The sequence below is a fragment of the Duganella sp. CF517 genome, assembly GCF_900110275.1.
Lineage (GTDB): Bacteria > Pseudomonadota > Gammaproteobacteria > Burkholderiales > Burkholderiaceae_D > Rugamonas.
Genome location: NZ_FODC01000004.1, coordinates 633,528 through 649,458, shown reverse-complemented (window position 1 = coordinate 649,458; position 15,931 = coordinate 633,528). Strand labels below are relative to the sequence as shown.

The following is a 15,931-nucleotide window of genomic DNA, read 5'->3' as shown; positions in this document are numbered from 1 at the left end:
CATGAGACACATTCCCCTGGGCGCCGCGCTGGCGCTGCTGCTGGCGCTCGCGCCGGCCATCGCGCCGGCGGCGGACGCGCCCGCCGAAATCTCGTTCGCGCGCTTCTTCGGCTCGTGCGAGGCGGACTACGGCAACGCCACCGATCCGTCCACCGCCACCGGCGAATGCGGCATCATCACCGCGCTGGTCAACAAGTTCAACGCGGCCAACGCCGGACGCTACGCGGTGCGCACGCAGGTCGTCGAGCACGGCTCATACTACAGCCAGCTGGGGGCCCGCATCGTCGGGCGCGACGTGCCGGCCGTCGCCATCCTGCACAGCTCGGCGCTAAACGACTTCGTCAAGCGCGGCCTGATCGCCCCGCTCGACGACGAGTTCCGCGCGGCCGGCATCGACACGGCCGACTTCACGCCGCAGGCCGAAACGGCGGTGGCCGTGGACGGGCGCCACTACGCCCTGCCCTTCGACACCCACTCCTGGCTATGGCACGTGAACCTGAACCTGATGCGCCGCGCCGGCCTGGTCGCCGCCGACGGCAAGCCGCTGCTGCCGCACACGCCACAACAATTGCTGGACCAGGCGCGCCGCTTCAAGGCCGCCACCGGCAAGCCCTACTTCATCTGGCTGACCAACAACGACCCGGCGTTCTTCACGCGCACGCTGTTGTCGATGCTGGGCCAGCAAGGCGCCACGCTGTTCCCGCGCGGCGTGCTCGACATCGACCTGCGCGGCGCGGCCGTGCGCGACACGGTGAAGCTGCTCAGAACCTTGTACGCGGAAGGACTGACCACGCGCGGCAATGACTACGGCGCCGCGCTGCAGGGCTTCGCCGCCGGCGACGGCGGCGTCATGGTCAACGGCACCTGGATCATCGGCGATCTGCTGCGCCAGGCCGGCCGCGCCGACAGCGCCACGGCCAATGGCTACACCGCCGTGCCGTTTCCCCGCCTGTACGGGACCGACGCGATGTGGGCCGACAACCACGTGATGGTGCTGCTCAAGGGCGGCACCGCCGACGCGCGCAGCCGCCAGGCCGCCGTCGCCTTCCTCAGGTTCCTCTACGACGAGGGCGGCGTGTGGGCCCGCACCGGCCAGTTGCCGACGCGCCGCTCGGTGATCGCCTCCGCGGATTTCCGCCGGCTGCCGCTGCGCGCCGCAATCGCCACCATCGCGCGCGACGGCATCGCGCTGCCGATCGAAGTGGCGCGCCAGGCCATCGTCGGCAAGACGCTGGGCGACGCGCTGACGGCCGTCATCGTGTTCGGCGCCGATCCCGACCGGACGTTGGCGCAGGCCGAAACCAGCATCAACCGCATGCTGACGCGCGACGCCCAGTTCCGCGGCGGCGCGGCGGAGGCAACAACGGGATCGCCGACACCGTGACCGGGCAGTAGCGCTTGCCGAAATCCGTCGGCCGTGTCAACACAGCCTTGCCTTGCGGATTACCAGGCACCACACCAGATCTGCCCTGTCGGCGCACTGCCTGAGGCGTCGTCCCGGTACAACTCGTCATGCCGAGCGGGCTGCCGGATGATGCGGCCACGCCTGAAATCCGGCCCATGCGCCCCCCTTGGTTTCTGTCGGAAAACCTTACACGCAGCATTGTTCCAACCCCGGTTTGGATTGCAACTCTTTGAATATAAACGTTGATTTTTATCGGCACGTTTATTGCGTGACGTCATGCCCTGGCAACCTGGCTTGAGCTGCGCGGGGGGCGGAAGACTGCGCCACCCACTTTGGTAGCCCCGCGCCCTTCTTCATCTTAATTCGAGGAGTACGAAAGTGAGACGATCCGACTGGATGCGCCGCTACCTTGCTGGCTTGGTTATTTCCACAGCTTTTCCGCTCGCGCTGGCGGCCGACTATAGCTATGAGGTGATATCGAAAACCGGCGATCAGGGCCTTCTTTCGTTTGGCGATGCCCCCTCGATCAACGACGCGGGCATGGTGGCCTTCATCGGTCGGTTGGCGGCCGGCGACGGGGTCTTCGTGAACTCCGGCGCCGGGGGGCGGTTAGAGAACCTGGCGGCCGGCTTCGCCGGCGCCAACCGCACCTTTGGCCGTGCCGTGCAGCTGAACAATCACGGCGTCGTGATTGCGCGGGACCAAGTGTCGGGGGCGCCGCCAACGAGCCTGATTCGATTCTGGCAAGCACATGAGCTCGCGCCGGCGACATCGGTCGTTTTGGCGCGCGGCGGCGGCAATCCCAACGCGGCATTCGACTCCGTGCTCAGCCATCCCACGCTGAACAACGCGGTCAAGGTCGAGTCGCGCGGCGATCCAGGCGGCAACAACGACGGCATCTGCGATGCGGGCGAGGCGTGCATCGAACAAGCCGCGTTCTCGGCTTTCACCGACACCACCAATTTCCTGGCCACGCTGGGCAAGACACCGCTCGGTCTGACCGACAAAGGCTCCTTTCCGACCACCACGGTCAGCACCTTGCCCGTGCGCCCCGTGCTATCGGACAACGGGCGGCTGATCGCCAGGCTGACGGTTGCTGGCAACCAGCAGATTATGCTCATCAATTACAGCGACCTGACCCAGCAGATTCCGATTGCCACGCTGGACATGGGCTTCACCAGCGTCGGAATGAGCCCGGCGATCAGCGATGATGGCCGTATCGCCGCATTCTATGGCGACCTGACCCCGGTCGGCGCGGCCGCGTTAAAAACCACCTCGGGGCCCGGCATATTCGCTTGGATCGACCGGATCTGCGTGGGCGCCGGGCCGAATGGCGTGCTGAACACCGGTGCCGGCGGCGACGATGTCATCACACCAATCGGGATACGCAGCGGGCCCGACGGGGTGTGCGACAGCGCGATCGTCGGCGACGACCGTCAGCTAGTCGCGACTGGCACCTCGGGTGGCGCCCTGATCCGCATCGCCGGCGTCGCCGGCAACCGGCAGCTGGACGCCGGCGAAACCTGCCTCGACATGGATCTGGACGGCGTGTGCGGCGCCGGCGAACCCGATCTGGGGCCGATTGGCGCGTTCGATCCGGATGTCCGCGTCAGCGTCAGCAATAATGGCTCGGTCGCATTCGTGGGCACCGACAACCTCGGCACGAAGACGCTGTTTACCACCTTGATCGATTTCTTCACCAGCGCCGACGCTGCCGCCGCCGCCGTGGCCAGCCCGGCGCGCGCAGTGGCGCGGATCGGCGACACCATCGATGGCTGGGGCGTGGTTCAAGCAATCGGGGTGCACGACGCCATCAATAACAAGGATCGCGGCCAAGTGGTGTTCTGGGCGCAGAACAGCGGCGGCGCCCAGGCAATCGTCCGGGCCAGTCCCCAGTGCCCCGAGGGCAGTTACGCGACGCCGTCCACTAATGCCTACATTCATCAATACGACGCGGGCGCGCATTTGCCGCTTCCCATCGGCTTGGGACAGCCGGGCGGCAATTCTTGCGGTCCTTCTTCCACCGCAATGGCGATCAACGCGTTCCAGTTCGCCGATGCGCGCCCGGCAAGGGTCACGCTGTTCACCGCGGGCGAAATGCCGATTACTTCTGCGTATGGGCGGACGATGCGCCATCCCGCGCAGGATAATCGCGCCAACCTGTTCGATCCCGGCAAGGGCCGCACCTATCTCAACGAGATCTTCGGCCCCGTCAACAGCGCCAGCCTGTTCGCGGTGGCGCGCACTCAGATACCGACGGTAGCGGCGCTGCATCACTTCATCGACGATCATCTTGACCGTGGACAGCAAGTGATCGTCTCGACCTCGTTCACCTCGTCGTCGATCGCATCGAACAAGCATAGCGGAGGCCACGTTATCCTATTGGTTGGCCGCACCTCGAACGGCGACTACATCGTTAAAGACCCGGCCGGGAACTTCTTCGCCGGCTCTGCGCAGGCGAACGAGCACTACGGACCGGGCAAGTCTTGCGGCGGCAATGTGGTCTATTCGCGCGCGGCATTGAGGGAGCGCCTGCCTCGACGCGGCCAGGCCGGCGCGCTTGAGCGCTGGACCAGCCCCGCGCAAAATGGCACGGCAGCCACTACCGATATCGACCTCGCAAAACCGCGCTGGGCTCTGGCGGTGGCCGGTCGGCTGCCGGCCGCCCCCGCGCGCAGAGCCGCCGCGACGGCCGCAACGACGCCAACAAGCGTGACGCTCAGGGCACGTTCGAATGACAACACGCGGCGGCCTTACGCGGTATGGATAGTCGACGGACAAGGGCGCCGGGCGGGATTTCCGTCCGACGCGCAGCCGGTCACGGAGATCCCGGACAGCCAGGCGGACCTGTATTCGGATGTGCCATCCGATCCGGATAGCGATGCTGGGGATGGCGCGGAAGAAGCCGCCCTGTACAGCGTCTACATCCCCAACCCGCCAGCCGGTCTGCAACTGAAGGTGGTCGGACTGAGCGATGCCGAGTACGAGATCGATGTCATGGAAAGCTCGTCCGCAGGCGCCGTTAACAACGTCAAAACCGGGCCGATCAAAGCCGGCCAAGCGATGACAATTCCGCTGGGAAGCGTCCCGCCGCCGTTGCGCGGCGATCTGGATGGCGATGGGGATGTGGACAGCATCGATGTCACCGCCGTAACGGCGGCCCGCAGCACCCACGCCGCCGCGGGCGACCCGCACGATCTTGACGGCAATGGCCGAATCGATGCGCTCGACGCCCGCATTGTCGTCACCCTTTGCACACGCCCACGCTGCGCCACCAACTAACCCGGGAGCTTCCAATGAAATTCACCTTCCTCCGCATCGTCCTGCTCGCCTGCCTGCTTTCCGCGCAAGCCGCCAGCGCAACCGTGGTTCAGGCTTCGGCAGTCAACCAACAGCCGGTGCTAGGCGCCAGCGTGCTGGTGACTATCTCCATCGCCGGGCTCGACAGCCCCTCGCCGCAATCGCTGGCCGCCTTCGATCTCGACCTATCGTTCGATCCGACCATTCTCGCCTTGACCGGCGTCAGCTACGGAACCGGGCTCGACGTGCTTGGCCTTGGATCGCTGCAGTTCACCACCGAGTCCACGCATCTGGTAAACCTGTTGGAAATCTCACTGGACGACGCCGCGACGCTCAGCGCGCTGCAAGGCGAATCATTCCAGCTCGTGGCGCTGACCTTCAGCACCATCGGAGTGGGAACCAGCGACTTGGCGCTGACGCTCAACGCCTTGGGCGATGCCAATGGCGCTTCCATTGCCGCGCAAGGGATAGACGGGTCTGTCCAGGTCATCGGGCCACCTCTGGCCGTGCCTGAACCGGGCACGCCTGTCATGCTTCTGGCGGGACTGGCGGTGCTGGCTGCCTTCAACAGAAGGCGGCGCGGTCGATAAACGCGGTGTTCCAGGCCGCGCGCCGCTCCCGCACGCGGTTTTGGTTTACTTGACGGATCCCCGCAATATTGTCAATATAGTATCTGTTTTCACGGTCGTTCAGTGCGCAACCAAAACTACCGCATGAAAACCGCGCGCGTGCAAATATCAAAGTAGCTCTCGGAACGCGTAAGCAAGGATGGGATGGCAAGATTTCCCGCACGGTGGTGATCAGCCGGCAAAAGCGCGAGAACGTAAATTTAACTGACGGCGCTTAATTGACGGCGCTTAACCGACGGCGCGCTCGGTGAGAGCGCATAAAGGAAACCATGGGCAACCGCAGCTACGTGATCGCGGAAAAATCAGGCGAGGCGACCATTTTGCTGGAGGCAAACAACCTGCTGCCCCTGCTGTGGCTTGCGGCGCTGCCGCCGGCGGCGGTGGGCGGCCCTGCGCCGTTACCCACCGCTTCACCTGGCATCGAAGGCAGGGCGCCGGTTGGCTACTCCATGACGCCAGGCGAGGCGACCGCTCAGCTGATGCGGCGCAAGGCAATGATCGAAAAATGGTTCGGGGCCGCCGGGAGCGTGATCGTCGACCAATTCGCCGCATTGCTCAACCGGGATCTGCCGGCCCGCATCCACCTCGACCTGACGGAATACATCGATCTCGACACCGGTCCCGACTCGTTCGTCCGCATGCTGCAACAGACGGTCGCGGCGCTCGACACCGATCCTTCCAAGGGCGGTCCGAAGCGTCGGCCGCCTGCGATCAAGTGGCTGATGGACGAATTCAAGCTCAGCGGCGTGGCCGAGAGCGCGCCGCTTTTCGGCGTGGCGCTGGCCGGCGCCATGGACGACGACAGCGAACCGTGGCGCCGCGAACCACCGCGTCCGACGCGCGTCGCGGGTGAAAGACTGCTCCCCTCCAATGACTCGCACCTCATTGCGGCCGATGGCAGCGTGATCGTTGGCGCCCTGCGCAACGCGGAATGGCTCAACACGCCCGTCGTCTGGCGCCGCCTGCCGGCCAGCGCGCAGCGGGTCGATGTGCCGGACAACGTCGGCGGCGTATGGGTACACCATGTGAGCCAGGATGGCAGCGTTCTGGTGGGCGGTTGCGAGAGCTTCCCGAAAGCGCGCTACAGGATGTTTCGCTACCAGCATGGAAAGATGGAGCTGCTCGCCGCCGACCATGGCCGCGTTTTCCTGGTCGCGGGCGTCAATTCGGATGCCTCCGTGCTCGTCGGCAGCCACCATTCCACCGACAAGGAGCATGCGGTCTACAGCCTGACCAAGCGGGCCTTCCGCATGGAGGGCGGCAATGAGCCGGTCGATATCGGCCCGCCCGACGCGATCTCGGCCGCCAGTGTCGTCACGCCCGACGGCCGCTGGGTGGGCGGCTATACCGAACGCGGTCCGCTGGAGACACGCGAGCAGCGCGCCTTCGTGTGGAGTGCCGAGGCCGGTTGCGTCGACCTCGACCCGGGCTTTTTCATGCTCGACTGGGTGGCCATTTCGCCCGATGGCCAGCGCGGCTTACTGAAGTATATGTCCGAGCGCGGCGGTCCGACGGGTTACCAGTTCTGGCAACGGGGCCGCGCGTTGCAGCCGATCCCGGAACTGCTGGACGCAAGCTCGGTGCGCGTGTCCGCCGCGGTCGACGCGGTCGTGGCGCGCGTCCCGGGCCACGAAGCGCCCATGCTCTGGACTTGCGACGCCGGCGCGCGGCCGATCGACTTTGGCGCGGCCACCGGCAAACTGGACCCGCTGTACGTGGCCGACGGCGCCGGCGCGATCGTGGCCGAAGAGGCGCCGCCCGGCGCATCCTGGGGCTGCCAGAACCTGCTGATCTGGAAAGACGGCAACGTCGAACGCCATCGGCTATCCGATGCGGCGGGCGGGGATACCCTTGGATGGCGCTACGTGAACCGTCCGCCGGAGTTGAATCACTTCGTCACCTCCGGCGCGACGGTACGCCAAGGTGTCCGGATGAGCTGGGGCCTGCAGCAAGGACTGCAGCCGCTTCCCGAGGCATAGCGGCGCCGGCCGGACGTCAACCGGCGCCGGTGGCGGGCCCGCGCGGCCGGCGCTGTCGACTTCGCCCGCAGCGAGCGAGCGGCTTAATCAAAAAGCCCCGGCGACAGCGGCGCCGCCAGCTCCGCGCCCTGGTTGCGCGCATTGCCAACCGCCGTTGACACCCGATGCCACGCGAACTTGTCGGCGCCCAGCGACACCGAGCGCGCCAGCTGCGCCGCCTGCTCGCCGGAGAGCTCCGGGTCCATCCAGGTGGCCGCGTCGCTGGCCGAGAACACCACCGGCCGCCGGTCGTGCACGTCGATCATGCCGCCCTCCGCGTCGTCGGTCACGATGGCGAAGCCCGACGCGTTCCGGTCCTCGGACCTGGCATCCCACGCGGTCAGCGCGGCCATGTAGAGCATTTCGCCATCGGCCCGGTGGATGTGCCAAGGCTGCTTGTTCGGTTTCTCGCCGGTCCACTCGTACCAGCCGTTGGCCGGCACGATGATACGCCCGGCGCCGAGCAGCCGCCCCCAATACCGGCCCGCGATCTTGTCCAGCCGCGCGTTCGGCGTCGGCCGCACCGTCGCCGGCGCACCGGCCGCCTTGTACATCCACCAGCGGTCGTCGACGATCAGCGCGCCGCCCGCCATCCGCAAGACCGGACGCAGCGTCCCCGGGGCGGCATTGAAAAGCAGTTCCGCGCGGCCGCGGCGCAGGACTTCGTCGACCCAACGAAAATCGTTGAGCACCCTGCCGATATCGTTTTGGTCGAGGCGTCCGCACATGGGACTATCATAACCGATCCAAAATGCAATATACTGTATAAAAACACAGTATATTGCGGGGTGGTAAATTGAAAGTTTGGGTTCAGCGCCGGCTCGACGGCGGTGCGGCGCTGGATCGGCCGGTGCAGATCGCGCCGCCGCATGAGCCGCTCGAGTTGCTGGTGATGCGCATCACCGACCAGGGTCGGCGCAAACCGACCAAGGTCGCGCGCCTGCTGGCGCCCGACGGCCCGCCGCGCATCGTCGACGAGCTGGTAATGCCAAGGCTGGTCTGGTTCAAGGGCACGCAGTTCGTGCTCAGCGGCGCGCAGCAACTACGCCATCCGCACGGGCTGAAGGGCTACGGGCAGTCGTGGCTGTGCAACCTGGAGTTGCCGGCGGTGGTCAACGCTTTCCGCGTGGTGCCGCTGTACCGGTATGGCGAGCAAATCGCGCGGCGCGAGCTGACCGATAGGCATATCAGGGCGTTGAGTGGCGGGCTGCTGGTGACCAGCGTCGTCGAACAGGCGCTCGGCCGGGCGACGGTGCGCGCGGAGGTGGGGCCGGCCGCCCTGGGAGCCGCTTACGGACGGGGCACCCTGCTCGACGCCAACCTGGAATGGATGTCCACCGACGGCTTTGAATTGTCCGGTTATGAACAGGTGCCGGCGCGCGCGGAGCGGCCCGCTGTCACGCTGCAGCAGGGTTGGCTATGCAAGCCGGATTGGGATTTGCTGAAATTGCTCGAGCCCGCCCGCAACTACCGCGAGCGCCATGACGAGCGCTGAACCGGCGCCCGCCTTATTTGGTCAACACCACCGAAAAAAACAGCCGCGTCGGCCCGTTCGCCATTTTGAAGAAGAGCTTGTTGCGGCCTTTGCGGAAGCGCACCTTGCGCTTGGCCTCGGTCATATTGAAATCGCGCGCATGGGTGTTGGGAACATCGTACAGCGCGGGCCAGAACTCGCGTTTGTTGATGTTGCCGCCGGCCCAGACCTGGACGTCGTTCAACCAGATCTGGGCGTCGTCGTCGGCGCCTATCCACATCGTCAGTTCCCGGTCGCGGTCCATGAACAGCTCGGTGTAACCGTAATACACCGCGTCTTCGTCCGGGTCCGGCGGCACCAGCGGATAGCTGGCGGCGTGCACATAGCGCCACTTCAACTGCCGGTTCCCCTTGCCCGCGTAGACGGCGTCCAGCACCACGCCCTGCTCGGGCGGATAGCGATGGTTGGCAAACAGCGCGCTGCCATGCTTGCCCTCGAAAGGACCGATCACGTACCAGCTGTTGACGTAGACGCGATCGGCGAATTCGCCGCCCCGGCCCAGCATGCGGCCGGCGCCCTTGGTCATCGTGCGCGCGTCGACCGGCGGAATATTGCCGCCCCCCGGATTGAAGATCACGCCGCTGCGATTGTAATTGCGCGCTTCGCCCGTCGGTAGCGCCACATCGCGGTTGATGAAGGCCGCGATCCGCTGCTCGATGCCGTTCTCGTTGATCCCGGCCGCAGCGCCCACGCGGCCGTCGACGCCATGTTCAGCGCCGGCTGCGACACCACCGACGCCGCCGGCACCGCCCACGCCCATTCCCGGCTGGCGGCCGTTGTTGGCGGCTTGGCCGGCCCGGCCGGCCAAGCCGGCCGCCATCGCGCCGTTCTTGATGTCCACACCGTTACGCTGGCGCGCGAGATCCTGCCGGCGCTGCGCCAGCGCGGCGAGCGCCCGGGTTTCAAGCTGCTGGATTTCCGCCGCCAGCTGCGCCGGGGTGGCCGCCGGCGGCGGCACGGCCTGCCGCGCCTTGGCGGCATTGTCCGCAGGCGCCGCGCGCTCGGCCTGCGCGCTGCCGTCCGCCTTCGCTTCGATCCGCTCCCGCGCCACTTGCTCGGGGATCTTCTCGATTCTTGCCAGCCCTGTCACCTTCAGTTCCCGCTCTATCTCCGCGATTGAGGCGGACAGTTCCCTGGCTTGCGCCAGCAGCTGCTCGGGTGGTTTCGGCAGCGACGTGGCGCGGAAGTCCGGTTCCTCACCGGCGCCCGCGCCGTCGGGCGATGTCGCACCGGGGCGGCTCCGGTCCAGCAGGTCCTTGATCTTCTCCATGTCCATCACACGCTTCTCGATGCTGGACTGCTTGGCCACGGCGGCGCTGGCGCTGTCCCGCTCGCGCTGGCGCGCCGCCTCCACCCGATAGGCGCCAAACTGGTACAACAGCAGGATCAGCAACGCATGCGCCGCCAGCGCGACCAGCACGAAACGATAGCGCCAAGCGCCTTCGCGGCCGGCCCTCGGCTCCCAGTCATCGAGTGGGCCCAGCATCATCGCGCGGCACGCGTATGCATGGAGATGTTGGTGAGCCGTTCGAACTGGCACAGATCGAGCACGTGGACGATGTCCTGGTATTTCGCCAGCTGGTCGCCGTCGATGCGGATGCGGCGCGCGGGGTCCGCGGCGGCCTCCTGCTTCAGCCGTCCGTGCAGCGCCTGGGTCGACACCGGTTCGCCATCGAGGAAGAACTTGCCGTTCTTGTCGACGCCGATCGCCAGCGGTTCCGGTCCGGCTTCGTCGCGCTCCAGGCTGATTTGCGACGTCGGCAAGGTCACCGGCAACTCCTTTTGCGGCTTGTGTTGCGGTTGCTTGAACGCCGTCGCCACCATGAAGAACATCAGCAGGAAGAAAATACAGTCGATCAGCGCGATCAGGCCGATCTCCGGCTGCTCGTCCTCCCCCAGGTTAATGCGCATGCGACACCACGTGCAGGTTTTGCGGCGCGGCGTCGCCCTGCAGGAACCATTCGTCGATCAGGCTATTGATCTCCCTCTCCAGCGCCAGGCCGAAAAACGCCTGCCGGTTCTTGAGGAAGTGGTGCATCGCCAGCGCCGGCAAGGCTACGCACAAGCCGGCGGCGGTATTGATCAACGCCTTCGAAATGCCGCCCGCCAGCAGTGCCGGATTGCCCATCCCTTCGGAGAACGCGATCACGTGGAAAGCGTCGATCATCCCGACCACGGTGCCGAGCAAGCCGACGATGGGCGCCACGGTGGCGACGATCGCCAGCGCATACGCCTTTTGCTGATGCATCCGCAATTCCATCGACGCGATGTCGCCGGCGCCGCTGTTGACCACCGCGTAGCCATGCTGGCGATGCGCGACCATGTAGGCGATCACGCGCGCCAGGGTGCTGTCGTCTTCGGCCAGCAGTTGTTGAAGCCTGGTGAAATCCTGCGCCGCCCACAAGGGCTTGACCCGTTCCACCAGCCCGTCGGGCACGATGGCCCTGGCGCGGAAGTGCATCAGCCGCTCGATCGAGACGGCCAGGAACAGGATCGACAAACCGAGCGTGACGACGATCGCCGCGCCGCCCTCCGCCGCCTGTTCGACGATATTGATATCGGCGGCATGGGCAAGGTTGTGAAGGGCGAGCGTGGCGATGAGCAGGAGGCGGAGATTTTTGTGCATGCCCTTGACATAGCAAGGTCCGGGCCAGAGCTGCATCGACGCCTTTTCCTGCATCGCCAAGCATCGATCGACGGCTCCCTGCCCATTCCCGAACACCGACTGTCCGAAAATGAACACAGCGCAGCCGGGCGGACGGACGGGAAAAAAATCTATGCCGGCATCCCGGGCCGGGAATGGCAGGAAGTCATTTGGCCGAAGGCGGCGGCAGGCGGTCGCGCGGCACCGGCGGCACGCGGTACTTGGCCATGCCGGACTTCTGCGAGCGGTAGATGCCGCAGCGGCCCGAGAACAGATAGGCCACCACGCACGCCATCGCCGCGAAGGGGCCGATCTGCGGGCCGAAAAGCTCGATCGCCATGATGGTCGACGCCAGCGGCGTATTGGCCGCCCCCGCGAACACCGCGACAAAGCCCAGCGCCGCCAACAGCGGGAAAGGCAGTTGCAGCAAGGGCGCGAGCGCGTTGCCGAGCGTGGCGCCGATGAAGAACAACGGCGTCACCTCCCCGCCTTTGAAGCCGCTCCCCAGCGACACCACCGTGAAGGCGAACTTGCCGAAAAAATCCCACGGCGCCAGCGGCTGCTGGAACGCCTCGACGATGACCGGAATGCCAAGGCCGATGTAGCGCGTGCCAAGCAACCACACGGCGATGGCGACGACCACGCCGCCGATCATCGGCCGCAGCGGCGCATACGAAACATGACGCTTCATGAGGGCCGTCGCCGCGTGCGTGGATTTGGCGAAGGCCATGCCGGCCAGGCCGAACACGATGCCCGCCAACAGCACGGCGGCGACGCTGGCGAAGCCGATCGCCACCACCGTGTTCATCGGATAATGCGTGTGGTGCACGCCCCAGGCCATGCCCACCTGGTCGGCGGCGACGGCGGCGACGATGCAGGGGAAGATGGCGTCGTAGCGCAGGCGGCCGACGGCCAGCACCTCCATGCCGAAGATGGCGCCGGCCAGCGGCGTGCCGAAGACGGAGGCGAAACCGGCGCTGATGCCGGCCATGAGCACGATGCGGCGGTCGGCGTGGCGCAGCCGCATCGCGTACGTCAGCTGGTCGGCCAGCGCGCCGCCCATCTGCACGGCGGTGCCCTCGCGGCCCACCGAGGCGCCGAACAGGTGCGAGACGACGGTGCCGACCAACACCAGCGGCGCCATGCGCAGCGGCACCACTTTCTGCGGATCGTGGATCTCGTCGATCAGCAGGTTGTTACCGGCTTCCACGCTGCTACCGGTCTTCAGATACAGCCAGCCGACGGCGAAGCCGGCCACCGGCAGCAGCCAGATGATCCAAGGGTGCGCCTCGCGCCAATGGGTCGCGGCATCGAGCGCGAACAGGAAGAAAGCCGAGGCGGTGCCGCTGAGCGCGGCGATCGCGCCGGCGATGCAAGTCCACTTGGCCACGTACGCCAGCAACGCCGTTTGTTCGGGATAAAGAGAGAATTTCATGCGGCCAGCGGCAACTCCGGGGTCAGGTCTGGCAATTCTACACGAGCACATCACTGCTGCCGAGGGCGCGCGGGGCGGATTAGGCGGAACGCCGTAATCGGCGATGCATGCGCCGCCGTCGGCGCCTGCGTGGCCGATTACGCTGCGCTAATCCGGCCTACATGGAACAGTGGTTTATGCGATGTCCCGGTTCAATGGTGGTGATGCTTGGCGTCGCGCTTGACGTCCATCGCCTCCGCCGGCTTGGACGGCGGCGCGCCCGGCGCGCGCGGCGCCGGCGGCGCCTCGCCGGTCCACTCGTAAGCGACCGTGCCCTTCGGATGCTTGTACCAGCCGGGGTCCTTGTAATCGTCGCGCGCCAGACCCTCTCGCACTTTGACCGTGGTGAACATCCCGCCCATCTCAAGCCCGCCGAACGGACCCTCCCCGCTCATCATCGGCAGCGTGTTCTCCGGCAGCGGCATCTGCATGTCGCCCATCGAGCCGCCCTTGTCGCCCATGACCATGTAGCCGGGCACCAGCTTGTTGATCTTCTCGGCCACGCCGGTGTGGTCGACGCCAATCATGGTCGGCACGTTGTGTCCCATCGCGTTCATCGTGTGGTGCGATTTGTGGCAGTGGAAGGCCCAGTCGCCCGGCGCGTCGGCGACGAACTCGATCGCCCGCATCTGGCCGACGGCGACATCGGTGGTCACCTCCGGCCAGCGCGCCGACGGCCGCACCCAGCCGCCGTCCGTCCCCGTCACCTCGAAGGTATGGCCGTGCAGGTGGATCGGGTGGTTGGTCATCGTCAGATTGCCGGCGCGGATGCGCACCCGGTCGTTCTTGCGCACCACCATCGGATCGATGCCGGGGAAGGCGCGGCTGTTGAACGTCCACAGATTAAAGTCGAGCATCGTGTTGATCTTCGGCGTGTAGCTGCCCGGGTCGATGTCGTAGGCGCTAAGCAGGAAGACGAAGTCGCGGTCCACCGCGTGCTGCTTCGGGTCTTTCGGATGGGTGATCCAGAAGCCCATCATCCCCATCGCCATCTGCGCCATCTCGTCGGCGTGCGGGTGGTACATGAAGGTGCCGGCGTGGCGCGCGACGAATTCGTAGACGAAGGTCTTGCCCGGCTGGATGCCGGGCTGCGTCAGGCCGGTGATGCCGTCCATGCCGTTCGGCAGAAGCTGGCCGTGCCAGTGCACGCTGGTGTGCTCGGGCAGTTTGTTGGTGACGAAGATGCGCACGCGGTCGCCCTCCACCACCTCGATCGTCGGGCCGGGACTCTGGCCGTTGTAGCCCCACAGGTTGGCCGTCATGCCGGGCGCCAGTTCGCGCACCACCGGTTCGGCCACCAGGTGGAACTCCTTGACGCCTTCCTTCATCCGCCACGGCAAAGTCCAGCCATTGAGCGTGACGACGGGATTGTACGGGCGGCCGTTGGGCGGCGCCAGCGGCGGCGCGGTGGCGGCCGACGATTGCACCGGCGCCTCCGGCAGCGAGGCCGCGCCGGCCTTGGTGACCATGCCGGCGCCGACAAGGGCCGCGCCGCTGAGGAATGATCTGCGGGTGGTCATGGTGTTGCTCCTTTGTTGGTTGGCGGATGGGCGCCGAGGCGACCACCCAATGCGGCTTCGAGATTGGCTTGCGCGGTCCAGTAGTCCCTGAGCGCGCCGATGTAGCCGTTGACGGCGGCCGATTGTTCGCGGACGTCGGCCAGCAGTTCGAATACGCTCATCAGCATGCCGTTGTAGCGCAACAGCGTTTCGTCGGCCAGCTTCTTACGCAGCGGGACCACCTGATCGCGGTAGTGGCGCGCCAGTTCGTACGAGGCGCGGTAGTCGGCGTAGCTCTCGCGTGCCTCGCTGCGGGCGTTGATGGCCGCTTGCGCAAGCAGATTGACCGATTGCATATAGGTCGCCTCGGCCCGCGCCAGCCGCGTCGAGCCCCAGTCGAACAGCGGGATCTCCAGCGACAGCTCATAACCGCGGCGGTTGACCGGCCCTTCGCTCTCGCCCACCACGCCCAGATCGAGCACGTTGATGAAGCGCGTGGCCTTGGTCAGGCCCAGCGTCGATGCCGTGTGCGCGGTATCGATTTTGGCGGCCTGGATGTCGAGCCGCTCGTTGAGCGCGATCTGCTCGATGTCGCCCAATTCCTGCGGCGCGGCCGGCAGCTCGGGCAAATGGTCCGGCAGCTTGTACGCGGTCTGCGCGCCGCTCAGGCCCATCAGGCGGGTCAGTTTTTCGCGCGCGGCGACGGCCGCCTTGCGCGCGGCGCCGACGTCGGCCACCGTTTGCGCGTGGTAGGCCTGTTCGCGCGCCACGTCCATCGCGCTCCAGTTGCCGGCCTTGCGCATGCGGTCGGCCAGTTCGGCGCTGGCCTGCGCCGATTCCTGCACCTGCACCGCATATTCGGCGCCCTGGTTGGCCGCCACCGCCTCCACCCACGCGCGGCGGGTATCGGCGGCCACCTTCAGCGCCTCGTTCGAGACCAGCAATTTGGCCTGCTCGTAGCGGCGGCCCTCGATGCGGCCGGCCAGCGGCGCGGTGATCAGGCTCAGAAGATTGAAGGTCAGCGTGCGTTCGATGCCGATCTCGCCGCCGCCGTGGCTGCGCTTGAAATCGAACACGGGATTTTGCAGGCGGCCGGCTTGCACCAGGTCCGCTTCGGCGATGCCGAGCGACCAATAGCTCGCTTGCAGGCCCCGGTTGTTCAGCAGCGCGATGTGCACCGCCTCGTCGACAGCCAGCGGCTGCCCCAGTTTTTTGTCGATGACGGCGGCCAGCGCGCGGGCGTCGTCGTCGTTGCGCGGCAGGCGGCCGGCGACGCTGGCGCTCAGGCCCGTACGTTGTTCGCTGACGCCGGCGGCGGCGCCGAAGCCGCCGTCGCCGGACAGCGACGCGCAGCCGCCGAGCAGCAGCGCCGTGCCGGCGCCGGCCGCGAGTTTATGCAGACAAATCATGTCCAACACCTCAGGTGAA

General features: G+C 66.6%; 12 protein-coding genes. 5 read left to right on the top strand and 7 right to left on the bottom strand.

What is annotated here, in order from left to right; genetic code table 11:
• The first annotated feature begins 1 nt into the window (after window position 1).
• From BMX85_RS18885 to BMX85_RS18870, 4 genes are all read left to right on the top strand, one after another.
• Window positions 2–1,384, top strand: coding sequence for an extracellular solute-binding protein (locus tag BMX85_RS18885; protein WP_090321705.1), 1,383 nt, complete (start codon window positions 2–4; stop codon window positions 1,382–1,384).
• Window positions 1,385–1,783: 399 nt separating this feature from the next.
• Window positions 1,784–4,687: a dockerin type I domain-containing protein gene (locus BMX85_RS18880; protein WP_143068031.1), complete on the top strand. Its 2,904-nt coding sequence runs from the start codon at window positions 1,784–1,786 to the stop codon at window positions 4,685–4,687.
• A gap of 14 nt (window positions 4,688–4,701) precedes the next feature.
• The gene (locus BMX85_RS18875; RefSeq protein WP_143068030.1) at window positions 4,702–5,295 is read left to right on the top strand and encodes a cohesin domain-containing protein; all 594 of its coding nucleotides are present in this window, start codon (window positions 4,702–4,704) and stop codon (window positions 5,293–5,295) included.
• Between the two features lie 308 nt (window positions 5,296–5,603).
• Entirely contained in the window at window positions 5,604–7,313 is a 1,710-nt protein-coding gene (locus tag BMX85_RS18870; protein WP_090321695.1) for a hypothetical protein, read from the top strand.
• An 83-nt stretch (window positions 7,314–7,396) separates the two neighbouring features.
• Here the strand turns inward: BMX85_RS18870 and BMX85_RS18865 are convergent, their stop codons facing one another.
• A complete protein-coding gene (locus BMX85_RS18865; RefSeq protein ID WP_090321691.1) occupies window positions 7,397–8,080 on the bottom strand; it encodes an SOS response-associated peptidase in 684 nt (227 codons plus the stop codon).
• Between the two features lie 68 nt (window positions 8,081–8,148).
• On the opposite strand from BMX85_RS18865, the gene BMX85_RS18860 reads away from it, so the two are divergent.
• Window positions 8,149–8,847: a hypothetical protein gene (locus BMX85_RS18860; protein WP_090321684.1), complete on the top strand. Its 699-nt coding sequence runs from the start codon at window positions 8,149–8,151 to the stop codon at window positions 8,845–8,847.
• 13 nt (window positions 8,848–8,860) lie between these two features.
• Here BMX85_RS18860 and BMX85_RS18855 read toward each other — a convergent pair whose 3' ends face one another.
• The 6 genes from BMX85_RS18855 to BMX85_RS18830 form a co-directional block, all read right to left on the bottom strand.
• Window positions 8,861–10,375 (bottom strand): hypothetical protein, encoded by a 1,515-nt coding sequence (locus BMX85_RS18855; protein WP_090321678.1) that lies wholly within the window; start codon window positions 10,373–10,375, stop codon window positions 8,861–8,863.
• The gene (locus BMX85_RS18850) at window positions 10,372–10,797 is read right to left on the bottom strand and encodes an ExbD/TolR family protein (protein ID WP_090321673.1); all 426 of its coding nucleotides are present in this window, start codon (window positions 10,795–10,797) and stop codon (window positions 10,372–10,374) included. Before BMX85_RS18850 ends, BMX85_RS18855 begins: the two co-directional genes overlap by 4 nt.
• Window positions 10,787–11,512, bottom strand: coding sequence for a MotA/TolQ/ExbB proton channel family protein (locus tag BMX85_RS18845; RefSeq protein ID WP_177196811.1), 726 nt, complete (start codon window positions 11,510–11,512; stop codon window positions 10,787–10,789). Before BMX85_RS18845 ends, BMX85_RS18850 begins: the two co-directional genes overlap by 11 nt.
• A gap of 184 nt (window positions 11,513–11,696) precedes the next feature.
• The gene (locus BMX85_RS18840) at window positions 11,697–12,965 is read right to left on the bottom strand and encodes a voltage-gated chloride channel family protein (protein WP_090321664.1); all 1,269 of its coding nucleotides are present in this window, start codon (window positions 12,963–12,965) and stop codon (window positions 11,697–11,699) included.
• A 191-nt stretch (window positions 12,966–13,156) separates the two neighbouring features.
• Window positions 13,157–14,524, bottom strand: coding sequence for a multicopper oxidase family protein (locus BMX85_RS18835; protein WP_090321659.1), 1,368 nt, complete (start codon window positions 14,522–14,524; stop codon window positions 13,157–13,159).
• Entirely contained in the window at window positions 14,521–15,912 is a 1,392-nt protein-coding gene (locus BMX85_RS18830; protein ID WP_090322226.1) for a TolC family protein, read from the bottom strand. Before BMX85_RS18830 ends, BMX85_RS18835 begins: the two co-directional genes overlap by 4 nt.
• Between the last annotated feature and the right edge of the window lie 19 nt (window positions 15,913–15,931).